Origin of the sequence: Vannielia litorea, assembly GCF_018424695.1 — a bacterium.
In the GTDB taxonomy this organism is placed as follows: Bacteria; Pseudomonadota; Alphaproteobacteria; order Rhodobacterales; family Rhodobacteraceae; genus Vannielia; species Vannielia litorea_A.
Genome location: NZ_QTNQ01000034.1, coordinates 16,233 through 41,440, shown reverse-complemented (window position 1 = coordinate 41,440; position 25,208 = coordinate 16,233). Strand labels below are relative to the sequence as shown.

Genomic DNA, 25,208 nt, shown 5'->3' with positions numbered 1-25,208 from the left:
CCCTCACGGAACGGCATGTGCCGGCGGCGGGGCGGGAGGAGGGGGAGGAGACCCCGCCGCCGGCACATGCCGTTCCGTGAGGGACGTCGGCATTCGAATTGGAAAGGTGACCGGCGGGCATGTGGGCCGGGACAGATGCCCGCCCGCCGGTCGAGGTGACGCCGTCAGGCATGAGGCGTTCTTTGTTATCTGCTCGATTGTTCATCAGGCGACCCTCGCAGAGAGGTGGGAGGGAAGGTCGCGGAGGATGCTCAGGCGCTCGTTCTGGAGGTCGGCGATCTTTCCCCGATGGTGCGGGCCGGAACTCCAGGACGAGTTGTCCAGCTGAGTGCGCGCCTGGGCGATATCGTTGTCCAACCGGGCGAGGCAGCCGAGGATCTCTTCGTCTGTCGCCGGACCGACGACAGACCGGAAACTCACGCCGTTGCGAGAGGCAATTCCCTCCATCTGCTCGCGTGAGCCCACGAACGTGGTCTCCAGCCCGGTTCTGATCGATGTGAGTTTGGCGCTGTAGAGCATGGGTCTCTCCTTCGTCTGGCCCATAGTGCTGCCGCCCCGCAGGGCGGCAGGCGGATGGGTCAGTTGGACAGGCGGTCAGCGAGGTCTTTGATGTTCTGCGCGACCTCTGCGGACACTGCGGGCCGCGTCTCGCCGCCGCTCGGCGGGGCGATGACACCGGCGCGGGCGGCGCAGGTGGGGTCGGCAAACTGGAGCGCGTTGGTGCCTTCAATGGGCTTGGTCGCGCAGCCGGTCACCTTCTCGGTGATGCTCTGAGCCATGAGCGGGGCGCTGAGGGCAATCAGCAGCGCTGTGGCGGTGGTGAGGGTCTTCATCGGGGTCTCCTTCTCTGGTGCCCGGGGGGTGGGCGAGTAGAAGGGAGTTTGCCAAATGGCAAAGTCATTGGCAAGGGAAAAGTTTGCCAAATGGCAACTTTCCTCGCAATGAGCCGAATCGTCAGGGTGTGGTTGTGTTGTCGATAGGCGCGGCGCTTAGCGGCAGCGGCCCTCGTATACGTATGCTGGTACGGTTTCGTTCCTGGATCGCGATGTGATCGCATATCCAGAAGGGCAGTGTTGGGCGTTTCCTAGGAATTGGCCAATGAGCATCTCGTGCTGAGAGCGGAGCTCCTTGGGGTCATCGATGATGCCATCATAGGCGTCTGCGTGAACGACGTATCGGAACGTCATAGATCCATCTGGCGCTCTGCTTACTGAACCATTGCCCTTCATGAGATCGACCGCCGTGTTCGGATCCCCAAGGCATCCAGAAAGGCTGATCAGCAGGCAGGCGCACAGAATCTTCTTCTTCATGGTTCTTTCTTCCCTGTCCAGATCACCCGGCCGACAATCTCGATATCCATTGGATCCGCATCTTCTTCGGGGAAGTCCCGCACATTGTCGGAGCGAATGATGATGCTGGTCTTCCCGCGCCCCCAGCGCAGACGCTTCACTTTCAACAGATCATCATGCCGGATCACGAACATGCCGTCGTAGGCGATGTTCTTCTTTGTCGTGTCTACCATCACCAAGTCGTCATGGCTCAGGGTCGGGAGCATGCTGGCGCCGGTCACGCTGATGATGGCCAAGTGCTGTGGTGCGGTGGTCGTCAAGTGTCGAAGGTAGCCAGATGGAAAAGCAAGGTTCTCGGCCACGGCCTCGTAATCGGGAACAATCATGCCCACGCCGGCCGCCGCCGCAATATCGTAAACTGGAACAGAGGTGAGCGCTGCGTCGGAGGGGGCGCTGTTGCCGAATGCAGTCGGCGGGGTGGCTAAGGAGGTTGATGCGGTGCCGGTCAGGCCAAGGGCTCTGAGCAACTTCTCCGCATTTTCCGCGGATGTCGACGATGTTGGTCGATGCTTGAGCTTGGTTATGACATCGTAGCTGACGCCGGAGCGGCGCGACAGCTCTGCAGCTGACACGCCGCTTTCTTCCCAAGCCTGAATTATCCGATCGCGCACTGTCTTGCTCATGTGCGCGACTAAAGCACTTTGCCTGCCGACATCATATTTGCCAATTGGCATTGACATGATGTTGCCAATAGGCAAATGTCGGTGCTGATATGACGGAGCAAACCAACATCACCGAAGAGGTCAGGCGGTACTGCGAAGATGCAGGCATCGCCCCTTCGACCTTGTCCCTTCGGGCGCTGGGCAACGGGCGCTTCTTCGAGCGGAAGAAGCGGCGCGACATCAAGGATGCGGAGGACAGTGAAAAGCTCCGCGCCTACATGGCTCAGAACCCTCCCCAAAAGCAGTCCGATGGCGAGACTGCCGCATGAGCCGCTGTGTCGCCACGCAAGCAGAGGCCGGAGCTGTTGCCCCGGCCTCTGATCCTTTCTCTGGCTCCAAATCGTCAGGTCGCTGTTCACACACGCAACCTGGACCAGGAACCAAAGGAATGTCCTCAGGAAAGTTTTCCAAGCAGCAAGCGCTGTCGTATCGGCAAGCGTTCAAGGCCCGCTGGCAAAAGTTCATCCACAGTCACTTCGAGAGCCCCGAGCACGTTGCATTCACCTTCGGCGTCGATGCGACGACAGCGCGAAATTGGTGGGAGGGTAGCAACGCCCCCAGCGGTTTTGCTGTGGGCATGGCCTACGAGCGCTTCCCGTCCGAGGCGGCGCGGGAGCTGCGTGGATGATCCGGGTTCAGATCACGTGGCTCCGTTTTCAAGTCGCGCTCGGCATCCACATTGGCGCCACCGGCGACTTGATTGCCGCGCGCGCCGCTGCGCGGCTGAAGAAAATCTCCGGAGAACCTTCCGGGAACACTCGGGGTCGCCATGGCTGACGGAGCCCCTTCAGTCCCTGACCTCGCTTTCGACGGAGAGGCGTCCAGCATCAAGCGGGATGGCGAGCACCTTGTGATCCGCCTGCCTATCGTCGAGGCGCACAGCCTGCGGGTCGCCCTCCAGCCGTGTCCTTGCAAGGGCGCCAAATCAGCAAGCACCGCTGACATTCGCATTCGCATGTCCAAGGCCATCGCGAAGGCGATCTTCGCCAAGCCTCGGGACGGGGGCTGATGATGGCAGACCTGACACCAAAGCAGTGGGTGGCGTTGCAGATCCCATATGCCCGCGGAATGGCCGAGCTCGCTCCCGCCGAGAACGCGGCCAGGCGGGCAGGGGTGAGCAGCATTCGTTGCGCGCGCCCGCCGGTGGCCCTCATCACCGGGCCGAAGCGCAGGCTCACGGCAGCGCCATCGTCGCCACCGGCACCCGCGCCGTTGATCCCGAAAAGGACGAAGCGCGCAGCAAAGGCAGAGCGGAAGGAGATCCTGCGCGCCGCCTTCAGCCCCGAAAAGACCGTCCCGGGCCTCGCGGAAGAAACCGGGTTCCCTGACCACCGTGTCCGCGTCTGGCTGAAGGAAATGGGATTGACCCCGTCCAAGGCAGTCGGCGGTGGCGGCGGTCCTCGAAAGGCGACGCTCGAGCGTCGTGAGCGACTTAAGGCGATGGCCGAAGCCGGGCAGTCACTCGCAGAGATGGCGCGCGCCGAGGGCGTCTCTCGCGCTCTTGTCACACGCGATCTCGCGGAACTCAGGCTGAAGCTCACTGCAAGGGAAACCACTCCTCAAGAGCCGGTGAGATGATGGCTACAAGCAGTTCAACAGCAGTCATGGCGCGCCGTCACTCGGCGGCGGACAGCCTCGACTATTTCCCCACGCCGCCATGGGCGACACGTGCGCTCACCCGCCGCATCTGGGGCGCGGAGCGGATGAGCGTGTGGGAGCCTGCCTGCGGCGAGATGCACATGGCGAAGGTGCTGGCAGAGAGCTTCCGCTCAGTCTGGGCCTCCGACATCGTGGATTACGGGGCAGGGCAGGAAAGCACGCAGGATTTCCTGCTCGACTGGCCGGATACCCAGCCGATCCTTCACGGCGAGCCGGTGGACTGGATCATCACCAACCCGCCCTTCAACCGGGCCGCCGAATTCGTGCATCGCGCGCTCGGCGTGGCCCGGCACGGCTGCGCGATGCTGCTGCGCACCGCCTTCCTCGAAAGCGCCGGCCGCTACCATGACATCTTCGCCCGCACCCCGCCCAATGAGACTCTGATCTTCGCCGAGCGCGTGGTGATGGCCTCCGGCCTGCTGCTGGACCCGTCGCAACCCTACTGGTGCGCCCGCGATGGCAAGTGGAAGCAGCCCAGCACCGCCACCAGCTACGCCTGGTTCATTTGGCGCAAAGGGGGTGCCGCGAAGGTGCTGGACTGGATCCCGCCGGGCAGCCGTGCGGCGCTGGAGCGCCCGGGCGACTACCCCGGCAACCCGCAACCGCCTGCCCCTGAGGGCCAGGAGAACCTTTTCTGAAGGAGCTGACCATGAATGATCAGACCACCATGACTATGACCCTGGCAGATGGCACCACCACAGGACCGTTCACCGAAAGCGATTTGAAGCGTGCCGCCGACGGCGTTGACGCTCTCCTGCTACAGGCCGCGGAGATGGTGATCCAGGATCGCAAGTGCTCCACCAGCTACATCCAGCGCAAGCTCGCCATCGGCTACAACAAGGCCGCGCGCCTGGTCGAAGCAATGGAAGAGGCCGGGATCGTCAGCCCACCCAATTCAGTGGGAAAGCGCGATGTGCTCGTGGCCGAGTTGCCGAAGCACCTTCAGATCGCAAAGACAGCTATGACGTCAGTTAAACGCGCGCTTGGTGAGCGGTCGAGGCCTATTAAGGAGACTGCGGCCGATCAGGACGTGAAGGACAAGACCCATCGCGTGGCCGCCGAAGAGCTCCGCTCATTCATCGAGCGGTTCGAGCGTCTCGAGGCCGAGAAGAAGGACATCGCGGACGCGCAGAAGGAGGTGATGGCCGAGGCCAAGGGGCGTGGCTACGACACCAAGGTCATGCGCAAGATCATCGCGCTGCGCAAGCGCGAGCCCGACGACATCGCCGAGGAAGAGGCGGTGCTCGACATGTACAAATCCGCGCTGGGTATGTAACGATGGACGGATCGGCACTCCCCCTCATCATCGACAGCTTCGCCGGCGGCGGCGGCGCCTCGACCGGCATTGAGAGCGCGCTTGGCCGCAGCCCGGATATCGCCATCAACCACAGCGGCCCGGCGCTCGCGCTTCACGCGGCCAACCACCCCGACACGCTCCACCTGAACAGCAACATCTGGGATGTCGACCCGGTGAAGGTCTGCGCGGGCCGCAAGGTGGGCCTGCTGTGGGCCTCGCCCGACTGCAAGCACTTCTCGAAGGCGAAGGGCGGGGCCGTGCGCGACCGGAATATTCGCGACCTGGCGTGGATCGTCGTCGATTGGGCCGAGAAGGTGAAGCCCGACGTGATCTGCATGGAGAACGTCGAAGAGTTCGTGACCTGGGGGCCGCTGGGCGACGACGGGAAGATCATCAAAGAGTTCTCCGGCATGACCTACGAGCTTTGGCTCAAGCGGCTCAAGGCGGCGGGCTACCGGGTGCAATCCCGCGAGCTGCGGGCCTGCGATTACGGCGCTCCGACGATCCGCAAGCGGTGGTTCTTGGTCGCGCGCCGCGACGGGAGGCCGATTGTCTGGCCGAAGCCCACGCATGGAGATCCTGAAAGCCGGGCGGTGAAGCAGGGCAAGCGCAAGCCGTGGCGCACGGCGGCCGAGTGCATCGACTGGTCGATCACATGCCCCTCGATCTTCGACAGCTCAGAGGACATCAAGGAGAAGCACGGGCTGCGCGCCATCCGCCCACTGGCCGACAACACCATGGCGAGGATCGCGCGGGGCATGAAGCGTTACGTGCTCGACGCCAAGGCGCCCTACATCGTGAACCTCACCCACGGCGGGCGCGTGGAAAGCGTGGACGATCCGTTCGAGACCATCACCTGCGCCAACCGGGGCGAGAAGAGCGTGGTGGTGCCGTCGCTCATGTCAATGAAGGGCACCGCCCGCCGCGATAGCGCCGTGGATGCGCCGCACCCCACGGTGTTGGCCGGGGGCGGGCATAGCGCCGTCGTATCGCCCTTTCTGGCAACGATGCGGAATAGTCAGAAGCCGTGGCAGGGTGCAGACCAGCAGACGCACACCGTCACCGCTGGAGGCGCGGGGCTGACCTGCGTGACGCCCTACCTCGCCAGCATCGCCCACGGCGACAGCGGCGGGCGGCGCGAATACCCGCTGCAAGAGCCGATGGGCACCGTCACCGTGGGGGGCGTCCAGCATGCCGTTGTCGCGCCAGTCCTGACGCAGGCCCAGCACGGCGGCTCCTGCCGCCCGGTCGACGCCCCCGCTCACACCATCTGCGCGTCGAAGAAAGACCAGAACAGCATGATCGCCGCGACCATGGTTCACGTGGGCAACGGCGAGCGTGAAGGGCAGGCCCCGCGCGCCCTCGATATTGGCGCACCGCTCAACACGGTGGTCGCTGGTGGCGTGAAGCAATATCCGGTCGCGGCCTTCCTCGCCCAACAGAACGGTGGGCCGCGCATGGGAGCCCACGCCGGGCACGATCCGCGCGAGCCCGTGAGCACAGTCGCGGGCAGCGGGAGCCACCAAACCCCGGTGGCGGCCTTCCTGACCAAGTATTACGGCCAAGGCACCGGCGCGCCGCTCGATGAGCCCTGCCACACCGTCACGGTGGATGATCGCTTCGGCCACATTCAGGCCGACTTGGCTGCGCCGCCCTTCCGCCCCGAGCACGAGGACCGGGCGCGCGAGGTGGCCGCCTTCCTGCGCGCCCACGGCGCTTGGGGCGAAGAAGAGTTTGTGACGCTGGACCTGGATGGCGAGACATTCGTGGTCATCGACATTGGCCTGCGCATGCTGACGCCCCGCGAGCTGTTCAACGCGCAGGGCTTCCCTTCTTGGTGGAAAACGTGGAGGATCAAACAATGGCAAGGCCGCACAATCCAAGGGGCGGTCGCCCGCGCACAGCCCCTCGCGTCGAGCGCCGTTGCGAAGCCTGCGGAGCTCCCTTCGTGGCAATCATGGGCAGCAGGCCGAAGCGGTCATGTTCCCGTGTCTGCGCTGATCGACTTAGGGCAAAGGCGTCTAGTTCTACGCAGTCCCAAAAGATCCACGTCACCTGCGAGGAGTGCGGCCGGCAGCGTCTCGTTTCCCCTGCCTACCGAGTTCGAAGATATTGCTCGGTCGCTTGCGCAGCTGCATCAAACACGGGCGTTCGCAACGGGAACTGGAGAGGAGGAGCAACGTCCGAGCGGCAGACCTTCTACACATCCAGCGAGTGGCGGGATCTCTGCAACCAGGTTTGGCGGCGCGACGGGGCTTCATGCCGTCGATGCGGAAAAGCGCACGTCTATCCGGAAAGAGGCTTCGAAGTTCACCACATCGCGGGCTGGACAGCCTTCCCCAGCCTCCGCCGTGATCTTGGAAATCTTGTCCTCCTATGTGGCTACTGCCATCGCTTCGTCCATTCGCGACGGAACACTTCCAGCGAGTTCATACGCCGCTCAACTGACCATTGACGAAAGCTACGTGATCGAGGGCGTCTGGAGCGAGGACGCGCATGGCGAATGGTCCTTCACCCCCTTCTCCAAGCACGTGCAGATTTCGTGCTGTGGTAACAGCGTCTGCCCCGATCTGGCGGAGGCCCTTGCGGGGGCGAACGCGGCGCATCTGGCCGCTTCGTCGAGCCGGGAGGCAATGGCATGACCCAGGTCCTTGCTCTTCCAGCCCCCATCAGCCTGAACAACGCTTTCGCTAACGCGGCGAAGGGGCGGCGGAAGACGCCCGAGTACCGAGCGTGGCGCCGGCAGGCGGCGCAGATGCTCGCACTCCAGCGCATCCGCCCCGTCGAGCCGCCGGTCGAGATCACCTATCACGTCGGCGCCGACGGGGTAGGGGGTATGGATGGCGACAACGTCATCAAGGCCTATGCCGACGCGATGGTCGAGGCCGGTGTCCTGCCCGACGACAATCGGCGGATCGTGCCGGTCTTCCATCTTGTCTGGGTGCCGGGTCTCAAGGGCTGCGTGGCGGTGATCGCGCCCCACGCGGCTCCCAACATCGACATTGCTGCCTGGTGCCGTGGAGCACTCTCAGCCGAGGCCCGGAGGCTCTTGCCATGACCCGGGCGGCACATCGAGGCAAGACAGTGTCCAACGCGGCCTTCGCGCGGCTCTGGAACAATCACGACATGACGCTCGCGGAGATCGGAGCCGAGCTCGGCATCAGCGCCCAGGCGGTCCGCTTCCGGGCCGCGGCGCGGGACTTGCCGCCGCGCCCGCAATTTCCCCGTGACCGCCAGCAGTGCATCGGGCCTGAGCAGGAAGACAGCTTCCGCTCGATGTGGCGCTATGAGGTCGGGTGCTCCGATATGGCAGCACACTTCGGGACGAACATGGCGCGCATCTGCAAGACCGCAGAGCGGTTGGGCCTGCCGAAGCGGAGCATCTCGCGCTGGAACAAGATCAACACCGGCGAATGGCGGGAGCAACGACTGGCCGGGAAACTGGCTGCGTCGGCCGCCCAAACCCGGGCCGCAATCAAAGACGCCGACATGAAGGACATCATCATCGGACGGAGGGCTGCCCGATGAATGCGCCTGACACCAAGGGCTGCTACCTCCACTTCGCGCAGCGGGTGAGGGAGCGCATCGGCGATCACATCAAGCCCAAGGTTCTGTGGCTGGTCCTTTCCAAGGCAGTCCAGGAAGGCGACGAGCGGGTTGTCACATATGTCCAGCGCATCAGCCGGACAGGGCGGCGCCTGTGGCGCTTCCAGATCTCGGGCGCGCCGTACTACCTGATCTATGACCACGAGCTCGAATGCCCGATCACGGTGCTCCTGCCGAAGGGAAACCTGCGCTGCCACCCCGATCTGGGCTGCGAGAGCGTGAGCCTGGAGGAGGCGACATGACGCGGCGGTTAACCTGTCTTTGCCCTGGCTGCCACCGCACCCGCGGCCAGCGGAAAGGAGAGCCACCTATCCACGATGGTGAGGAATGGATCTGCGGCGTGCATTGGCGCGCGGTACCGAAGCACCTTCGGAAGCGGCTGGCCAAGGCACGGCGGCGCATCAAACGGGGCGATGAGCGGTGGCGTCGCGTCCTCCGCCGGACCTGGCGGCGCTGCCGCCAAATAGCCATTGAGGAAGCCCTTATGGGGCTGGAGGCATAGCTTGAGCTCTTTCAACGCTCAGAAGGCTCGAACCAAGTACGCGCTGCCGATGTGGGTGGATGCGTTCGTGCGCAAGACCCTCGAACTGTCCGCAGATGAGATCGGGGCCTACTTCCTTTTGTTGTCTGCCATGTGGGGGCGTGAGGAGTGCAGCCTCCCTGACGACGACCGCAAGCTGGCAAGGATTGCTCGCGCCACGCCCCAGACATGGAAGCGGCGCATCCGGCCGACCATCGAGCCCTTCTTCGAGGTGGCAGAAGGCAATTGGAAGAATGATCGCCTTTCCATCGAGGCCGTCAAAACCGAGAAATTCTTGAAGTCGCAGAGTGCCCGGAAGGGCGGAGGTGATCAAAAAAACGAGGCAGTTGCGCGCCATGGTGGTGCGCGAATGACCCCCACAGAAACGCAAGAAAAATCTGGTAAGTCTCTGAAAAACAAAGAACCACCGCCAACCGCGGATGCATCCACGGAAGTTCCGGGGCGGTATCCATTCCAAGAGACCAAGAGTAATAACAACTCAGATGATAAATCATCTTCGTTGTTATCAGCGCGCAGCGCGCGCGACGACGACGGCTATGAGGATTTCCTGAAGGCCCATCCGAAACCCCGGGAAACCGACCGGGGCCGGGAGGCTTGGGACCGAGCCGTTCGAGGCGGATGCCAACCGGCAGACCTGACGGCAGCGGCCCGGCGATACGCCACGGCCTCGGCGACCTACGACCGCGACAAGGTGAAATTCTCCGACAACTGGCTCTGCGAGGCAGCGTGGAAGAACTTCCCGCCGCCGAAGGACGATAGGGCCACGAGGCAGCAGAAGCTCGAGTTCTGGGCAGCGAAGATCAAGGGCGGCCGCGTCTTCGGCCTCACTGAGCAGATGAAGTTCGAATGCCTGCAGGCCGGGCTGGTGACCGAGGCAGAAATCAACAACGCGACGAGCGAGGGCGCATGAGCGAGCAGAAGAAATCACCATGGGACCTCGGCCCGGCAACTCTCGCCGTACTTGGCGACGTGCCGCAGATCCTCGCCGAGTTCCGCGAAGACCTCCGACAGGACCGGCGGCTGCGGGTTCTCGTGCTCGGGCCGGAGGATCCGAACGTCGGCCCGAGGGAGCGCCAGCGCCGCGTAGCCCGGGCCCGGCAGGCCACGGCCGACTGGATGCGCAGCAACGGCTACAGCCCGACCATCGAGCCCGCCTACCAGTTCGACGCCCGGACTGGCCGCAAGGTCAATCCAAACGGGGTCAAGCGGGCCCGCCGCCTCTGCTGGATCGAGCGCTACGAGCAGCAGGGCAAACTCACCGCCCGCCAGGCCAAAGCTGCGATGATGCTCCGGAACGCATGGGAGAATACACAGCGCACGGCCCCGGCCATCAAAAAGGTCCAGGTCGATACCAGCCCGAAACCCGACCAGAGCGTGGCGATCATGGTCGATCGGATCGGGGGCTATCACGCGGTCGCGCGGCATGTCTCAGCGCGCCACTGGCCGTACATCGCCCACGTTGTCCTCGAGAACCGGTCGATCCGAGCGATGGAGGGCTGCAAGGGGTCGCGGGCGTTCTATCGCTACATGGAGCGGTTGCGGGAAGGTCTGGATGAGCTTGCGCACCGGGCAGGCACGTGACACCAGATTGCAGCTGGCCGATTCCTTAGCCCGTCAGAGCAGTAGATCGTAATGGCGGTCTACGCTCGCCGAATTTTCGGCTTTTACCGGCGCTGGGGTTTACTATGTTCAAAGCATGGCACCTCACAGTTCCCTTCGCGCTCCAGCGCTTAAAGTTGACCCAATAACGCCAGTCGAGAAGATGGGGCGCAATGAGACGTGTTGGTGCGGATCAGGTCAAAAGTACAAGAAGTGCCACTTGGATCGAGAGCATCAGGACCCAGTCAATATCTTCGAGGCAGAGGGTAAGCTTTTTGCGATGCTTCGGGAGGGCTATTGTTCTCATCCTGATCAAGAAAATAGCCCGTGCAGTTCGAAGATTATCAAAGCTCATACGATCCAGAAGAGTGGTGGTATCGCGGAGATTGCAGAAGCGGGCCACGTGTTGACCGTAAAGCCCACCATGAAAGGTATGATCGAGTCCCAGGGGCAACCAAATCCGCGTAAGGTTGGTGTGAAGAACGCATCCGTGTTCCCCGGATTTTGCAACAGACACGACACAGAACTGTTTAAGCCAATCGAAGGGAAAACCCTAACGTTGGGCAAAGACACGGCGTTTCTTTTTAGCTACCGGGCTATTTCATATGAAAGGTTTGCAAAGGAAGTTCAACTCAGGGGAGTGCCCATTCAGCGAGAGGGGGATCGCGGCCTCCCGTTCCAATGGCAAGCAATGATCCAGAAATATCTGCATTTGCATGAGGCTGGAGTAAGAATTGGCTTGAGGGACGCCGAGCAGTGGAAGAAGGAGTTCGACGACCTGCTCATCCAGGGCTCACTGGACCTTTTCCATTATCTGGCTGTCCGTTTTGACTGCGTTCTTCCTGTTGTAGCTTGTGGCGCCTTTCATCCTGAATTCGACGCTTCAGGGGCGGAGCTGCAGCAGCTCGGCCGCGAGAGCAAGGATTACGAACACATGAGCGTCAATGTGACCACCTTCGGTGGGCAAACAATTGTGGTCTTCGGCTGGGTTGGCACCAATGTTGGCCCGGCCTCAGCTTTTGTGGACTCGTTCGAGAGCATTCCCGATGAGCGCAAGGCGGATGTTTTGGTTCGGCTCTTGTTTCTCCAGACCGAAAACGTGTACTTGCGACCGAGTTGGTGGGAGGCGCTCGATGAGCTTCGACGTGTCGCCTACAGGAAATTGCTCATGAGTGGAACGCCGACCCGGATGCGGTCAGCAAGCGAATACATGGACGATGGGGTTTCTGTCATCACTGCTGACGTGGTAGAGTCAGTCCGTGGATGACTGGACTGCGTTCGGCGACACCCCGAAAGTTGAGGAGTTTTTCCCATAGTGAGGCAGAGTAAAGGTGTGACGACGTATTGACCGGCACAAAAAACCCTGTAGATTCGCATTATCGCAAGAGGTGGGCCGGAGCCCGCCTTTTTTGTTTTCGGACCCCCAGAATCTGAACCGGAACACCAGCACCCCTTGAACGGAGGGCAGTGTGATGGCCCTCACGCCCAAGCAACAGCGCTTCGTCGAGGAGTACCTCGTCGATCTCAACGCCACCCAGGCCGCGATCCGGGCGGGGTACAGCCCCAAGACCGCAGAGCAGCAAGGTTCCCGTCTGTTGGGGAATGCTAAGGTTGCGGCCGCTGTCTCCGAGGCTCAGGCCGCCCGCTCGGAGCGCACCGAGATCACATCGGACTGGGTGCTGACCCGGCTGGCTGACGAAGCCGACGCCGACCTCGCCGATCTCTACGACGAGGGCATGAACCTGAAACCGGTGCACGATTGGCCGGAGATCTGGCGCAAGGGTCTTGTGGCAGGCGTCGACGTCGAGGAGCTCTTCGAAGGTCGCGGCGAGGATCGGGAGCGCATCGGCACCGTCCGCAAGCTCAAGCTCTCGGACCGGGTCAGGCGGATCGAGCTGATTGGCAAGCATGTGAACGTGCAGGCCTTCAGGGAGCAGGTGAACGCAACGGGGAGCATTACCGTGAACCTCGAAGGCAAGGACGCTGAGCTTTGAGCTCACGGCCAAGCAGGCCGAACAGCGTGACGCAGCCGCCTCGGCTGCGCGCCACATCCTCGCCTACGGTGGGTCGCGAAGCGGCAAGACTTTCGGCTTCTGCCGCTGTGTAGCCGCCCGGGCGCTCTCGGCGCCGGAGTCGCGCCACCTGATCTGCCGGCTGCATAACATCGACGTGCGCCAGGCGGTCATGATGGACACATGGCCGACGATGATGCGGCTGGCCTTTCCCGGCGTGCCGTACACGCCCAACAAGGCCGACCAGTTCGTGGTCCTGCCCAACGGCTCGGAGGTCTGGTTCGGGGGCCTCGATGACAAGGAGAGGGTCGAGAAGATCCTCGGCAAGGAATACGCGACGATCTACCCGAACGAGACGTCGCAGATCGCCTACGAGACGATCCTCACCCTGCGCACGCGCCTGGCGCAGAACATCACGAAGGTGAACGGCCATAGGCTCCCGCTCAAGGCCTACTACGACCTCAACCCGGTCGGTCGCTCGCACTGGACGCATCGGGAGTTCGTCGAGGGCGTGAGGCCGGACAACGGCCTGCCGCTTCCCTCAGGCACGCGGGCTTGGGTGCAGATGAACCCCGCGGACAACCCGAACCTGCCGCCGGAGTACCTAGAGGAGCTGGAGACACTCCCCGAGCGCCAGAGGCAGCGCTTCCTCGATGGCAAGTACCTGGCCGAGGTGCCGGGGACGCTCTGGCCTATCGAGCGAATGGACGCCACGCGGGTGGAAAAGGCACCCGAACTGACCCGCATCGTCGTCGCGGTCGATCCATCGGGTTCTGACGGGGCAGGGGGCGACAGCCAGGGCATCATCGTCGCGGGCAAGGGGGTGGATGGCCACGCTTACATCCTTGAGGACCTCACCTGCCGCCTGTCTCCCGCTGGCTGGGGGCGACGGGCGGTCGAAGCCTACGGACGCTGGAAGGCGGATCTGATCGTCGCGGAGGCGAACTACGGCGGGGCCATGGTCGAGAGCACCATCAGGACCGCAGACCAGAACGCGAAGGTGAAGCTCGTCAAAGCGTCCCGCGGCAAGCACGTCCGCGCCGAGCCCATCGCGGCGCTCTACGAAGAACAGGCCGACGACCGGGGCGAGATCATACGGCCCGCGCGAGCCCACCATGTCGGAGCCTTCTCCGACCTCGAAGACCAGATGGCCGCCTTCACCACCGAGGGCTACCAGGGCGCCGGCTCACCAGACCGGGCTGACGCGCTGGTCTGGGCCCTGACCGAGCTGATGCTCGGAGAAGAGACGACGGCGCAGATGTTCCTGAGCAAGTCCGTCCGGCAGAAGCTGAAAGGCAACCGCGCATGAACATGATGGTCAACGCCATGCGGCGCTTCTCGACGATGTTTCCGCCGGGCTGGTTTCCCGAGGCCAAACACAACTTCTACAAGGACTACGGGTGGCCGCAGGATGTCACCTTCGACATGCTCTACGGCATGTATCGCCGCAACGGGCTCGGGGCTGCGGCGGCCAACAAGACCATCCTCCGGACCTGGGAGACCCTGCCGAGCTTCTGGGAGAGCGAGGAACCGGCCGAGAGTGACACCGAGGCAGACCTTCGCCAGCGCCTGTCCGACATCCGAGCATGGCAGGCGCTGGTCGAGGCTGACCGGCGCTCGTTTGTCGGGGGCTACGCCGGTGCGATCCTCCGCTTCGCCGACAGCAAGCGATTCCAAGAGCCCGTCGACCGGGTACCGGGCGGGCTGGACGGGCTGGTGGAGATCGTGCCCGCATGGGCCGGTCAGCTGAAGGTGTCTCGCTGGGATACGGACGAGACCTCGGAGACCTACGGGCGCCCGACCATGTTCGTCTTCCACGAGGCAGCGGTCGATACTGGCGGCGCGGTCGAGCAACAGCACCAGCGCCAGCGCCAGTTCGAGGTGCATCCCGACAGGGTCATCATCTGGTCAGTCGATGGGACCGTCCACGCGCCCTCGGCTCTGGAGCCCGGCTACAACGACCTGGTCGACGCGGAGAAGATCAAGGGCGCCGGCGGCGAGGGCTTCTGGAAGAACGCCAAGGGCGCGCCCGTCATCGAAGTCGACAAGGAGGCCAAGCTCGCCGACATGGCCGCGACCATGGGGGTCTCGGTTGATGATCTCCTCGAGGCGCTGAACGAACAGGTCGACGACTTCCAGAAGGGGTTTGACAAGCTTCTCATGCTCCAGGGGATGGAGGCCAAGCCGACTTCGGTGACGCTGCCAATTCCAGAGCACTTCTTCAACGTCAGCGTCCAGAGCTTCGCGGCCTCGGTCAACATGCCGATCCGCATCCTCGTCGGCAACCAGACCGGCGAGCGCGCGTCCACCGAAGACCAGAAGGAGTGGTCGAAGGCCTGCATGGCCCGGCGCGAGCACATCGTCATCCCATCGCTGCGCGAGCTGCTGAACCGGCTGGAGCGTTTCCAGATCATCCCCGAGCGCGACTGGACCATCGACTGGGAAAGCCTGCTCAACGCCTCGCCCGAGGAGCGGATGAAGCGCGCCAAGACCATGTCCGAGATCAACAAGATCGGCAGCGACCCCTTGGGGGGCAGTGAGCCCGCATTCAAGGTTGATGAAATCCGCGCCGAGGTCGGCTTCGAGCCGCTGGACGAACTGAACCGAGAGGACGACGACGATGCCTAAGCAGATCCGGGTCAACATCCGCAGCAACGCGACCTCGAAGCCGAAGAAGGCCAAGCGTAATGGCCGCGACGTGATCGTGGTGTCATCGGCGACCCTGCCGGACAACATCGTGATGAACGACATCCAGTACCCGGCGCTGGAGATCGCCAACTCCTACGCCACGCTGGAGCGCGCGCCCGCGCCCCTCGGGCACCCGGAGGTCAACGGCAAGTTCGTCTCCGCCAGCGATCCCGAGGGCATCAACCGCGGCTGGTGCGGCGCCTGGAATGAGAACGTGCGGCAGGAGAATGGCCGCGTCCTCCTCGACAAGGTGATCGACGTCGAGGTGGCCAACCGTACCGAGGCGGGCCGCGAGCTGATGGAGGCCGTCAACAAGGGCGAGCCGATCCACACCAGCACCGGGCTCCTCTGCAACATCGAGGATGCTCCCGAGGGGGCCGGGTTCAAGCACATCGCCCGCAACATCTGGTTCGACCACGACGCCATCCTGCTGAACGAGCAGGGCGCCGCCACGCCCGACCAGGGCGTCGGGATGATGGTCAACCGGAAGGGCGAAGAGATCGAGGTCGTGAACAGCGTCATCGCGGATGATGCCATGCGCGACCTCGAATGGGCGACCGATTGGGCCGTCCGCGCGGTCGAGAAGATGGAGCGCGCCTCCATGATCGAACGCATCATGACCGCATTCATGGAGGCCATTCAGGGCTCCTCGCAGCGGGAAACCACCTCCAACAACGAAGGAGAAGACCAGATGGCTGATGAAAAGCAGCTGGAAGCGCTTTCCGAGCGGGTGAATGGCCTCGAGGAAAGCATCAATGGCATCGGCGACCAGATCGCCGAGGCCGTCACCAACGCGGTCAAGCCGCTCACCGACAACCTGGCCGAGATGAAGGCGAACCAGGAGGCCAAGGACAAGGCCGAGCTGGCCGACCTGGTGAAGACCATCGTCAAGGCGAACATCCTCGACGAGGAGGCCGCCGGTGAGCTCACCCTCAACGCCGCACGCAAGCTCGCCGCCAAGGCCGAGCCGGGCAAGGCCGCCGGGCTCACCAACGCGGGTGCGGGCGCGGGTGATGGTGCGGATGTCTATGACTTCAACGAAGTCATGGGCCTCGGCAACGCCGACAAGAAGGAGGCATAACCAATGACTGGTTACGCGATCTACCGCGGCCCGAGCCGCGCGCAGCCCGAGACTGTCAACCTTCCGCTGGCCGGGGCCTACACCCCGGGCGAGCTGATGGTCTCCGACGGGGCCGAGCTGACGCGGGCCGTTGCCGCTGACGCTCTCAACGAGCTCTTCGTTCTCACGAACCTGGAGTTCAACAACCAGACCATCAGCACCGCCTACGCGTCCGGTGACACCGGCGCCGCCTACCAGGCGGTTCCGGGCCAGACCTACCAGGTCCGGATGGCGGCGGGCACCTATGCCGTTGGTGCCGCTCTCACCGTGGACGCGAACGGGCGTCTCGCTGCCGTGAGCACCGACGAGCCCATCGTCGCCTACTGCAAACAGGCCGGCACCTTCTCTGCCGGCGATCTGGCCGACGCCGTCATCGCTGACCGCGTCCGCTCGGATCCGGCTTAAGGAGGGCCATTGATGCTTCGCTTCAGACCGTGCGTTGTACATGCGATGACTCTCTAAAAGATGGCCGCATACTGGGCGACGGATGCTAGATCGTACGGACCCAAGTCGCAACAGAGCGCCAAACGCAAACCGACAACGACCTTGGAGGCACCATCAGAGTCGACCGGCCCATGGCCGAGTGGGTCGTTTACATGGGCGAGCAATGCGAGAAGCATGGGTGCCCGCGGTGACGGTCTACGCAGACAATATGCGCGCGCCACGGGCAGATGAGAATGTGCGATGTGATCGCTTACCCGTGCACAGAGCTGCTGGTATTGGCCGACGGCATCGGCGTTGAAACTCGCCGGATCCAGCAGCCCGGCACCTATTGCGAGCATTTCGACGTTTGTCTCTCCAAGCGCGCCCTCGCTGTGGCTGCGAGCGCGGTTGAGGCTTCGATGATGTGCACTGGTACCATCCTGACGCCGACCTTCCTAACGTCGGGCTGGGGGTGCAGCGTGATGGCATTCTTGTGTATGATCGGTTGGATACCAAGTGGGAGGTGCCAATGACGGTGGAACTGGTAGAAGGGCCTTGGAAGGTTGCCGGTATCGAAGCCTTGCATTTTAGAGTTGCTCGGGACGGCGTTCATTTCCTGTGCCGGATCACGGACCTTGCACTATTCGACGACTACCGCGAGCCCTATGAGGGTAACACCATGGAAACGCTTTTCGAAAAACATCTCGAAGATATTCTTCGAAGGATTGCAGTGCTGCTACCGCAAGACCCAATTGCGGAGGAGGGCGAGCCCGTAGTCACTGTGCGAAGCGGAATGGCCATGCCATAGTCTCATGGCAGATTGTCTTTCGGAAACGGAGAGCGCAGATGGGGTGGTTGTTCGTCGGCGGAGTACTGGGCCTGATACCTCGAGTGATCGCTTGGGTCGTAGTTTGGAACCTCATCGGCGAAGACTGGCATTGGTTGCCACACGCGCTTGTGTCATGGCTCTTGGGTGACTTGGTCGCGACTATCGCCATGGGTTTTTTCAGGTCGAGGTAGAAGGCCGTCGTGCTTTGCATCCTCTCGGTCTGCGCCGCCCTCTATGTCGTTGACGGCGACACGATCCAAGGACCCGACAAGGTCCGGATCTGGGCGTTTGACGCGGGTGATATGCGCGAGCTAGGTGGGCCACACACCCGTCGCGAAGCGCTGCGGGCGGTACCGCTTCCTGACTATTCTTGGCTTGATGCTTTGGCCTCCAATTGCTCGCGCACGGACGCTTCAAATTCACTGTTTGCCATACTACTCGCTACGAAGGTGATCTCTTTCAACCCAAAAACAATGATGACCTCTGAACGAGCTTGCCTGCCCGGCATTACAGCATGCTGAATGATCGCAGCGTCGTGGTTCATCATCCTGAGAATTATGCCACCATCCTCGTAGTACTCGGAAACCGTCGCAACCTTTCCGTTTCGGTCGATCCCCCAGTACTGCCCCCTGTATGTTGAGCCCTTGGCCATCTCGCATGGTCCTCCAAAACTGCTCCCGCAATAGTACGACAACGTCCAGAAAACGAAAGGGGCCGCCCTATCGGACGACCCCGTGCAAGCCCTAGAGCCCGAAGTACCTCAACAGCCAGCCCAAGACTAATACGTCCAAGGAAGTCTGCATACGATACATCGTACCGTCGGACTTGCTGGCTTCGAGGATGAACGTCGCTCGCATTGCGAACCTCCATCATCTCATGGTGGGGGTCTCTTGTTGTAGCAGCCACCACCACTAAGCCAGTTACCGACAGTTCCATTTATGCATGCGGTCGTCGATACACTGCTGCTATGACAAGTGATACATGGGCTCCACCGACAGCAATTCAATACCTACGGAGACAAGTGCTCAGAAATGTTCTTGGGTCAGCAGGTGATTGTATACCCGCACACGGTGGGCCGACCGCGAAATGGGGGATGCAGCAGCTCACAATGGGCAAGCGTGTCACGTACGAGGGCAAGTACCGGGGGCGCTGGGACCGTCAGGTAGCGCAGTGCTTCCTGCCGAACGGCGCTGACCTGGCCTGCGAGATGATCCGACATGGTTACGCGATCAAGTATCGACGGTGTGAGGTTGCACAGTAACGGGGATTTAAGCGACGACAATGGATCGGTGGATGATCGACCCACACACTATGAGTGCGTCAACGGAAGTTAGTCTAGCGCAAAGGGCGCCTATATCTACTATATCACAACGGGTGCCTCGAATTGACCAAAAAGCTGTTGAAGGTACGGGTCCGTATCTGAAAGTTTTACCAATAGCTCCCAGGTTCTTGGGCCGCCAACTTGCTTTATGATCTCGAGCCTACTGTCGCCACCACTAATATCTGAAATTTCGATCATGCTTGCAAGCATCTCGACGTAAATCGATCGACACTCTAGGAATATTTCACTCCAGCTCTTTACCTCGACACGAGTATCCGTCGCCTGGTAGCCAGTCTTATTTCCAACCAAGACACCCGTCACTATTGCGTCCGACCGCTGCGCGGAAACAAAATCCAAATAGGACGTCAGCTGGCGGCCTTCTTCCACAGTAAGAACCAGTTCAGGAGATTTTATTTCGACGATCTTGATGGTCTTATCGTCAGGGGAGGTCAGAAAAACAAAGTCTGCTCTCTGGCTTTCGGTCATTCCCTTAATGGCCAATCCCGGATCATACCGAGGGCCATCCTTCAGAGCTTCAGCGGCCTCGTTGATTGTCGTCTTAAGCCACTTGTCTGCTGTCAACAGGTCACCGCGTGGTTGAAGAATCCAAGGGAACTCCGCAACAAGTTGCTGCAGATCGGTCTCAGACCTCTTATGGACAAGGTCGTACAGAACGGTCAGCGCGAACGCTCTTTGCGAAAACGTTAGGGCGAGGCCCATTTTTTCGGGGACTGAATGTGCCGACAGTTGGTTTACGATTTCCCCAATCTGGGAGGCTGTAGCGTTCGACTTCAGGAGGCTACCCCAAAGGTCCCCAAGAAACTGTCGAGTTGGCTGATTAATCCAAGCCTTCGATACCGCAATGAGGAGATCCTCGCGTGTTTGAACGGCGGCTTTTGTCTTCCCAATTTCCCGAGTGGCGTCAGACACTAGCTTGTCAATTTGGTCGTTCTCAGCCTTAGTGTAAGTGTTCGCTTTCTTACTCTGCCTGAGCTCATCGGCTTGGTTCGCTACCTCTTTGTCTTGCTTCTCGCGCCGATGTTCTTCGTAGGCTGATATCCAGCTAGACACTTTTCGCTGCCCCCAATCGTGCAGCGCTTGAAGCTTTGGAGAAGTCCAGTCGATGGCCGTCCGATCAGTGGAGATGAGGTCTTCATCGGCCTCGTCAATCCAGTCTGCCTCGACGACTGCATAGAGATACCTCTGGAAGACTTCTTTTCCCTTCTTGTTGAAAAAGTATGGCCGAGTCTGGGCTATCTTTCCGTGTGCAAATACCCCCACGCCGGCTTGATCGGATGACCATTCGGCGGTGTCGACAAAGCCAACCCAGAACTTCACTTGGTTGCCATCAACAGTTTCGGTCACCGTGCCGTTTCCCGTTGGGATTCTAAGTTCAAATTTAGGTAATGCTTCAGCCTCTGACAGGCGTTTGCCATTTACAAAGACAGTGAAGTCATCTCGTAGCAGCACTACGGTGAATCTGGCGCCAATTTCTGAAGCGATCTCATCCGTGTCGGGAAGGAGATTCTCACCGACCTTTGACATGCAAACCATAGTGCCTGATCGCATTTCTTGTGAGAGAATTTTTTCACGAAACGCTGAGGCCTTTTCCGTAACGAAAGCATCTGCACTTTTGATTTCTTCGTTCTCGGGCAAATCTTGAGCATGAAATTTGGGTGGGTAGCGTCCGTCTTGGCCGTGCGACAGTATGTCATCCAGATTGAGGGTGAACCAAGTCGTTGCACCGTTGACGATAGTGACGACATCGACAACTCGAGCAATGCCAAACGGGGCCAGCTTACCTAATCCTTTTCGACCCATTGGGCGCCTGCCTCCAGGCGACGTTTGGCTTGGGCTGCGCCTTTTTGGTTTGCCAACATGGAGGTAGTGATCTCGGACGTGTTCGTATGTCATGCCCAAGCCATTATCTTGGACAAGGATCGCTCCCGGCTCGCCTGGTTTGCCCGAGTTGAGTATGGTGACTTCCGTCCACTGTGCGTCGGCATCCCAGCTGTTGGCGAGCAGTTCGGCCAGCACGTTGCCAGCCTTGTTCTTGTACAACTTGATGCCGAGGTGCTCGATCACATTGTGTGCAAACTTAAGCTCGGCCGGGGGATTCTCATCTAACGGCAATGTGTTGTCCTCGAAATCCATGTTTTCAAAATGCCTTGTCGCCAGCGTGCTCGTGGGCAACTATACACACTCAAAAACGGGGGGCGATAGTGCCAACTTTCCAAGAATTCTTCGCGGGCGGCGGCATGGTGCGGGCCGGCCTGAGTGAGTGCTGGACCTGCTTGTTTGCCAACGACATCGATCCTGCCAAGGCTCAGACCTACACTGCCAACTGGGGAGAGGCAGGCTTTGTCCGGGGTGACGTGGCTTCCTTGTCCGCCGAAGATCTTGGGCAGCGCGCCGATCTCTCCTGGGCTTCATTCCCTTGTCAAGATTTGTCTCTCGCGGGTGGAGGTGCAGGCTTGGCCGGCACACGGTCTGGTGCATTTCGGGCTTATTGGCATCTGATCGAGGAGTTGGTCACTTTAGAGCGTCAGCCAAGTATCGTGGTATTAGAAAACGTTATGGGAGCTGTTACGTCGCATGGCGGCAAGGACTTCGAGACGTTGTGCTCGGCGTATTCTGATGCTGGCTATCGGTTTGGCGCATTCTCGCTGGATGCAGTTAATTTCCTGCCACAGTCGAGAAAGAGGCTCTTCTTTGTCGGTGTGAGTGATCGGGTTAGTTTATCGAAGGAATTGGTTTCTCAGTCCGCTGTCAAGGCTATCCATACTAGGGCTATTCGTGCTGCGCATTCAAAGCTGCCGGAGAGTGCAAAGAGGAAATGGCTGTGGTGGAGACTCCCAGATCTGCCTCCGAAGTGCACAGATCTCATGCGGTACCTAAATTCGCCTGAGGATCATCTAGTGCATTGGGATTCGCCGGAAAAAACAAAGCACTTGCTCTCACTCATGGATCCAATCAATTTGCAAAAGGTTGAAGATGCTCAGAGATCCCAAGGCACTATTGTTGGTACATTATACAAGCGCATGCGGAAGAACGCCGATGGCGAGAGCGTTCAGAGGGCGGAGGTGCGATTTGATGGAGTGTCAGGTTGTCTGAGAGTTCCAGCCGGAGGATCCAGTCTACAGACCCTCGTCATAGTAAGGGAGGGGCAGGTCCAGACACGAAATATGTCCCCAAGAGAGACGGCGGCGCTCATGGGGTTGAGCTCAAGCTACAAGTTGCCGAATTCGGCAACTAGCGCGTATCGTGTTACGGGCGACGGTGTCGCTGTCCCAATAGTGTCGTTTCTGCGAAAGCATCTCTTTGAGCCGCTGCTTACCAATTGCGAAGCAGATCAAGGTTCCGACTTGCCTCAGGTCACAGGTAGTGAGATTCATCTAGGTGTTCAGCTCAAAGCATTAGAAGCTGAGAGATTGCGAGCGGTTGTATAGAGTAAGGTGGATGCCCTCTCGGCTGAATGTTGGTGTCCATCGGATTGCCCGATGCGGCCAAGCCCTTGCCTCAGGCGTAGTCGTTGCGATTCATCTCCGCATTCCGCAAGGGCCGCACTTCGATCGAGTGATGATCTCTTAGCGCAAGACCTCTGGTTCACCTTCTAGAGCCGGCCTACTGCCCTCATGGCGGCAGCGATATTTCAGCCAGATGAAGTGCATCTACGTCCTCGGCTCCTGCAACTCTGAGCCCTGTCCGCTCTAATACTTGGGTACATTGCGCCTAAGCGTCACGCACATCCAGACTGGAGTCATGGTCACACAGCTTAAGGAGAACGTGCCATGAACTGTCAGCCCAAACCTCAATGCTGCTCGTGCTGCAAGTGTCGCTCGCTGCGAGACCTGCAAGAGGAGCTTCGCCGAAGAACGGAGTGGTACCGACGAAAATATGGAGTCGGCGAGGGTCGGCTTCACGCAACACCGGAGTGAACAAATGGTGCACCCCGTGTACGGAAATTGTACGGGGTGTACCTGAAATGGCCTGCATGTACTTGCAAAGTTCTGCAGACCTGAGCCCAAACGCTCGCCGCCAGGTGGTTTCTTCGCCCTTATTTCATTGGGGTTGTGGTGGTGCTGTGAGAGAGGATTGAACTCTCGACCTCACCCTTACCAAGGGTGTGCTCTACCACTGAGCTACCACAGCATTTGGCTCTGGGCGGCAAGGTGCTGCGGCTCCTCTGAACGTGGCCTGCCGGTGAAGGACATGTGGGGGCTGAGTTGGAACCGCCCTCGTAACCCGTTGACCAAGCTGGCTTCCTGTTTTTGGACCATCTGAGTGTAAACCATTGAAGGGTCACGCTTCGGCTGTATCCTCGCGGGATCACCGGCAGCCCACCCTCCGCCTCGCCGTGTCGCCCGTGCCACCCGGCGTCTGGTGAGCTCCGCCCCCGGCTATGCATTGCCCTGAAGACAGGCTAACCAGCAGCGATGAGCCAAGTGACCGCCCCTTCCCAAGATGCGCCCTCGCGCGACGCAGATATTCGCCCGCTCTACTACGTGCTCTCCGCCGGACGCACCGGCACCGTGTTCCTGGAAAATCTCATCAACCGGCATTTCCCCGAGGTGTTCATCGCGCATGAGCCTGCGCCCACCCGCTCGCTGATGATGCTCGGCAACCTGCGCAATGATTTCGGCCTCATGGGCGGGGCCGCGCGCTGGCTGTCGCGCCGCCACCAACGCGCCTTTCACGGCCCCTCAGGAAAACGCATCGAGGTGAACCCCTTCCTCTGCGCGGTGACAGACCTGCTGCCGCATCCCACGCGGCCCCTGCGGATCGTCCATGTGGTGCGCGAACCGGGCGGCTGGGCGCAATCGATGACCACCTTCAAGGCCTCCAGCCGGTACCGCCACGTGATCGATTACGTCCCCTTCGCCAAGCCCTTCCCGGCCCCCCGCCCGGCGGGCTGGCGCGGGCTCAGCCCCTTCGAGAAAAGCCTGCACCGCTGGGTCTGGTGCAACCGGCGCATCGCCGCCCTTGCCGAGAAGGCCGAGGCCTATGCGCTGGTGCGCAGCGAAGATATCTTCTCGGGCGAGGCCGAGCGGCGCGACGCGGCGATGAACCGGGTGTTCGACGTGCTGCAACTGGAGCCGCCCGCCAGCGTTGATCCCAAAGAGTTCGGCCAGCGGGTCAACCCCGCGCCCCCCGGGGTCGATCTGCGCGATGCCGCCGCGGAGCGGGCGATCTGCGGCGCCGCTGCGGCGGACTTCGGCTATGATCTCAAGGCGTAGCGCCTTCGCCCTTGCCATCAGCGCCGGGCTTCTGGCGCTGGTGCTCTGGGTTGCCGATGTCGGCGCCATCGACCTCTCCGCCATCCGCCCCGTGCTGCTGCTGCCCGCTGTCGCGGCCTATGTTGCCGTGCTGGCGCTGCGGGGCGCACAGCTGCGCCTGCTGGCCCCGCCCACCGGCGCGGGCCATGGCAGCTGGGTCGCGCTCGCTGGCCGTCACCAACTGGTGTTCATCCTCTCGCCCTCCGGCGCGGGTGATCTCGCCTTTCCGCTGCTTGCAAGGCGCATGGTGGGCCTGGGCACCGTCCCGGCAGCGGCGCTGATCGCCGGGGCGCGGCTGCGAGATATCTGCGCCGTCCTGGGGCTGGGCTGCGCCGGGCTTGCGGGCACTGGGCACCTACCATTGCTGGCCGGGGCGGGGGCGGTGCTCTTCTTCGCCGCGCTCTACTTCTCCGATATCACCGTGGCCCTTGCCGGGCGCCTGCTTCGCCGCATCCGCAAGGCGCCGCCGCCTGAGCACGTGGCCCCGCCCAACCGCCTTCCCGCCGCGCTGCTCACGCTGCTGCTCTGGCTGACCGCCTCGGGCGGGATCATGGCGGGCTTCGCGGCGGCGGGCCATCCGCTGGGGCCGTTCGAGGCCTGGGTGATGCTGGCGGGGCTCAACGTGGCCGGTGCGCTGGCGCTCTCGATTGCCGGGCTCGGCGTGGCGGAGGCCGGCGCGGCGGGGGTGCTGGTATTTCTCGGCATGCCATTGGCCGAGGCGGCGACCGTGGCCATTGTCGCGCGGCCGCTTCTGCTGCTCTCCAACGCCGCAGCAAGCGGGATGATCGAGGCGGTAACCCGGCTGGCCGGGGCCGCCCCGCGCTGA

At 61.6% G+C, this 25,208-nt stretch carries 30 protein-coding genes, 1 tRNA gene and 2 pseudogenes; 27 read left to right on the top strand and 6 right to left on the bottom strand.

The genetic code is table 11. The annotated features are described in order from the left end of the window. Positions 1-204 precede the first annotated feature (204 nt). The 3 genes from DYI42_RS12970 to DYI42_RS12960 all read right to left on the bottom strand — a co-directional run bounded on the left by DYI42_RS12970 (position 205) and on the right by DYI42_RS12960 (position 1,972). The gene (locus DYI42_RS12970) at positions 205-519 is read right to left on the bottom strand and encodes a hypothetical protein (RefSeq protein ID WP_213546400.1); all 315 of its coding nucleotides are present in this window, start codon (positions 517-519) and stop codon (positions 205-207) included. Between the two features lie 59 nt (positions 520-578). Beyond that, positions 579-833 (bottom strand): hypothetical protein, encoded by a 255-nt coding sequence (locus tag DYI42_RS12965; RefSeq protein WP_213546399.1) that lies wholly within the window; start codon positions 831-833, stop codon positions 579-581. A 473-nt stretch (positions 834-1,306) separates the two neighbouring features. Next, complete coding sequence (locus DYI42_RS12960) at positions 1,307-1,972, bottom strand: S24 family peptidase (protein WP_213546398.1); 666 nt, start codon at positions 1,970-1,972, stop codon at positions 1,307-1,309. Between the two features lie 89 nt (positions 1,973-2,061). On the opposite strand from DYI42_RS12960, the gene DYI42_RS12955 reads away from it, so the two are divergent. The 23 genes and pseudogenes from DYI42_RS12955 to DYI42_RS12850 all read left to right on the top strand — a co-directional run bounded on the left by DYI42_RS12955 (position 2,062) and on the right by DYI42_RS12850 (position 17,764). Further along, positions 2,062-2,280: a hypothetical protein gene (locus DYI42_RS12955; RefSeq protein WP_213546397.1), complete on the top strand. Its 219-nt coding sequence runs from the start codon at positions 2,062-2,064 to the stop codon at positions 2,278-2,280. A gap of 119 nt (positions 2,281-2,399) precedes the next feature. Continuing rightward, positions 2,400-2,639: a hypothetical protein gene (locus DYI42_RS12950; protein WP_244867896.1), complete on the top strand. Its 240-nt coding sequence runs from the start codon at positions 2,400-2,402 to the stop codon at positions 2,637-2,639. Beyond that, complete coding sequence (locus DYI42_RS12945) at positions 2,636-2,788, top strand: hypothetical protein (protein ID WP_213546396.1); 153 nt, start codon at positions 2,636-2,638, stop codon at positions 2,786-2,788. Before DYI42_RS12950 ends, DYI42_RS12945 begins: the two co-directional genes overlap by 4 nt. Beyond that, on the top strand, positions 2,781-3,020 hold the full coding sequence (locus tag DYI42_RS12940) for a hypothetical protein (protein WP_213546395.1): 240 nt from the start codon (positions 2,781-2,783) through the stop codon (positions 3,018-3,020). The genes DYI42_RS12945 and DYI42_RS12940 overlap by 8 nt, the downstream gene beginning before the upstream one ends. After that, the gene (locus DYI42_RS12935; RefSeq protein ID WP_213546394.1) at positions 3,020-3,589 is read left to right on the top strand and encodes a hypothetical protein; all 570 of its coding nucleotides are present in this window, start codon (positions 3,020-3,022) and stop codon (positions 3,587-3,589) included. The genes DYI42_RS12940 and DYI42_RS12935 overlap by 1 nt, the downstream gene beginning before the upstream one ends. A 26-nt stretch (positions 3,590-3,615) precedes the next feature. Beyond that, entirely contained in the window at positions 3,616-4,308 is a 693-nt protein-coding gene (locus tag DYI42_RS12930) for a hypothetical protein (protein WP_213546392.1), read from the top strand. Between the two features lie 11 nt (positions 4,309-4,319). Further along, a pseudogene (locus DYI42_RS24485) lies at positions 4,320-4,580 on the top strand (DNA translocase FtsK); the annotation flags it as partial. Positions 4,581-4,631: 51 nt separating this feature from the next. Next, on the top strand, positions 4,632-4,946 hold the full coding sequence (locus tag DYI42_RS24280; RefSeq protein WP_244867900.1) for a DUF2312 domain-containing protein: 315 nt from the start codon (positions 4,632-4,634) through the stop codon (positions 4,944-4,946). 2 nt (positions 4,947-4,948) lie between these two features. Continuing rightward, positions 4,949-5,509 (top strand): annotated as a pseudogene (locus DYI42_RS24670) (DNA cytosine methyltransferase); the annotation flags it as partial. A gap of 1,319 nt (positions 5,510-6,828) precedes the next feature. Beyond that, positions 6,829-7,422, top strand: a complete 594-nt coding sequence (locus DYI42_RS24665; protein WP_213546403.1) for an HNH endonuclease — start codon at positions 6,829-6,831, stop codon at positions 7,420-7,422. A 183-nt stretch (positions 7,423-7,605) separates the two neighbouring features. Then, entirely contained in the window at positions 7,606-8,025 is a 420-nt protein-coding gene (locus DYI42_RS12910) for a RusA family crossover junction endodeoxyribonuclease (RefSeq protein WP_213546388.1), read from the top strand. Next, positions 8,022-8,495: a winged helix-turn-helix domain-containing protein gene (locus DYI42_RS12905; protein ID WP_213546386.1), complete on the top strand. Its 474-nt coding sequence runs from the start codon at positions 8,022-8,024 to the stop codon at positions 8,493-8,495. The genes DYI42_RS12910 and DYI42_RS12905 overlap by 4 nt, the downstream gene beginning before the upstream one ends. Next, positions 8,492-8,815, top strand: a complete 324-nt coding sequence (locus DYI42_RS12900) for a hypothetical protein (RefSeq protein WP_213546384.1) — start codon at positions 8,492-8,494, stop codon at positions 8,813-8,815. Before DYI42_RS12905 ends, DYI42_RS12900 begins: the two co-directional genes overlap by 4 nt. A gap of 261 nt (positions 8,816-9,076) precedes the next feature. Further along, positions 9,077-10,024, top strand: coding sequence for a YdaU family protein (locus DYI42_RS12895; RefSeq protein WP_213546383.1), 948 nt, complete (start codon positions 9,077-9,079; stop codon positions 10,022-10,024). Then, the gene (locus DYI42_RS12890) at positions 10,021-10,695 is read left to right on the top strand and encodes a hypothetical protein (RefSeq protein WP_213546382.1); all 675 of its coding nucleotides are present in this window, start codon (positions 10,021-10,023) and stop codon (positions 10,693-10,695) included. The genes DYI42_RS12895 and DYI42_RS12890 overlap by 4 nt, the downstream gene beginning before the upstream one ends. Before the next feature lie 115 nt (positions 10,696-10,810). Beyond that, positions 10,811-11,980, top strand: a complete 1,170-nt coding sequence (locus tag DYI42_RS12885) for an SEC-C domain-containing protein (protein ID WP_342344659.1) — start codon at positions 10,811-10,813, stop codon at positions 11,978-11,980. A gap of 205 nt (positions 11,981-12,185) precedes the next feature. Continuing rightward, positions 12,186-12,707 carry a terminase small subunit gene (locus DYI42_RS12880; protein WP_213546380.1) on the top strand — a complete coding sequence of 174 codons (522 nt, stop codon included), beginning with the start codon at positions 12,186-12,188 and terminating at the stop codon, positions 12,705-12,707. Continuing rightward, the gene (locus DYI42_RS12875; protein WP_244867899.1) at positions 12,697-14,034 is read left to right on the top strand and encodes a phage terminase large subunit; all 1,338 of its coding nucleotides are present in this window, start codon (positions 12,697-12,699) and stop codon (positions 14,032-14,034) included. The genes DYI42_RS12880 and DYI42_RS12875 overlap by 11 nt, the downstream gene beginning before the upstream one ends. After that, positions 14,031-15,353, top strand: coding sequence for an anti-CBASS protein Acb1 family protein (locus DYI42_RS12870; RefSeq protein WP_213546367.1), 1,323 nt, complete (start codon positions 14,031-14,033; stop codon positions 15,351-15,353). Before DYI42_RS12875 ends, DYI42_RS12870 begins: the two co-directional genes overlap by 4 nt. After that, complete coding sequence (locus tag DYI42_RS12865; protein ID WP_213546366.1) at positions 15,346-16,494, top strand: hypothetical protein; 1,149 nt, start codon at positions 15,346-15,348, stop codon at positions 16,492-16,494. Before DYI42_RS12870 ends, DYI42_RS12865 begins: the two co-directional genes overlap by 8 nt. Positions 16,495-16,497: 3 nt before the next feature. Then, positions 16,498-16,938 (top strand): hypothetical protein, encoded by a 441-nt coding sequence (locus DYI42_RS12860; protein ID WP_213546364.1) that lies wholly within the window; start codon positions 16,498-16,500, stop codon positions 16,936-16,938. 266 nt (positions 16,939-17,204) lie between these two features. After that, positions 17,205-17,489: a DUF4031 domain-containing protein gene (locus tag DYI42_RS12855; protein ID WP_274608815.1), complete on the top strand. Its 285-nt coding sequence runs from the start codon at positions 17,205-17,207 to the stop codon at positions 17,487-17,489. Continuing rightward, positions 17,486-17,764: a hypothetical protein gene (locus DYI42_RS12850; protein WP_213546360.1), complete on the top strand. Its 279-nt coding sequence runs from the start codon at positions 17,486-17,488 to the stop codon at positions 17,762-17,764. The genes DYI42_RS12855 and DYI42_RS12850 overlap by 4 nt, the downstream gene beginning before the upstream one ends. 385 nt (positions 17,765-18,149) lie before the next feature. Here the strand turns inward: DYI42_RS12850 and DYI42_RS12845 are convergent, their stop codons facing one another. Further along, a complete protein-coding gene (locus DYI42_RS12845; protein ID WP_213546358.1) occupies positions 18,150-18,437 on the bottom strand; it encodes a hypothetical protein in 288 nt (95 codons plus the stop codon). A gap of 315 nt (positions 18,438-18,752) precedes the next feature. Here DYI42_RS12845 and DYI42_RS24660 point away from each other — a divergent pair, with 315 nt between their 5' ends. Continuing rightward, entirely contained in the window at positions 18,753-19,046 is a 294-nt protein-coding gene (locus DYI42_RS24660) for a thermonuclease family protein (RefSeq protein WP_369334182.1), read from the top strand. Positions 19,047-19,145: 99 nt separating this feature from the next. Here the strand turns inward: DYI42_RS24660 and DYI42_RS12840 are convergent, their stop codons facing one another. Beyond that, complete coding sequence (locus DYI42_RS12840) at positions 19,146-21,260, bottom strand: ATP-binding protein (RefSeq protein ID WP_213546356.1); 2,115 nt, start codon at positions 21,258-21,260, stop codon at positions 19,146-19,148. Between the two features lie 68 nt (positions 21,261-21,328). Between DYI42_RS12840 and DYI42_RS12835 the strand changes: the two genes are divergently transcribed. Then, entirely contained in the window at positions 21,329-22,555 is a 1,227-nt protein-coding gene (locus tag DYI42_RS12835) for a DNA cytosine methyltransferase (RefSeq protein WP_213546354.1), read from the top strand. Positions 22,556-23,183: 628 nt separating this feature from the next. Here the strand turns inward: DYI42_RS12835 and DYI42_RS12830 are convergent. After that, positions 23,184-23,258 (bottom strand) — tRNA-Thr (locus DYI42_RS12830). Positions 23,259-23,542: 284 nt separating this feature from the next. Here DYI42_RS12830 and DYI42_RS12825 point away from each other — a divergent pair. Next, positions 23,543-24,343: a hypothetical protein gene (locus DYI42_RS12825; protein WP_213546352.1), complete on the top strand. Its 801-nt coding sequence runs from the start codon at positions 23,543-23,545 to the stop codon at positions 24,341-24,343. Next, entirely contained in the window at positions 24,327-25,208 is an 882-nt protein-coding gene (locus tag DYI42_RS12820) for a lysylphosphatidylglycerol synthase domain-containing protein (protein ID WP_213546350.1), read from the top strand. Before DYI42_RS12825 ends, DYI42_RS12820 begins: the two co-directional genes overlap by 17 nt.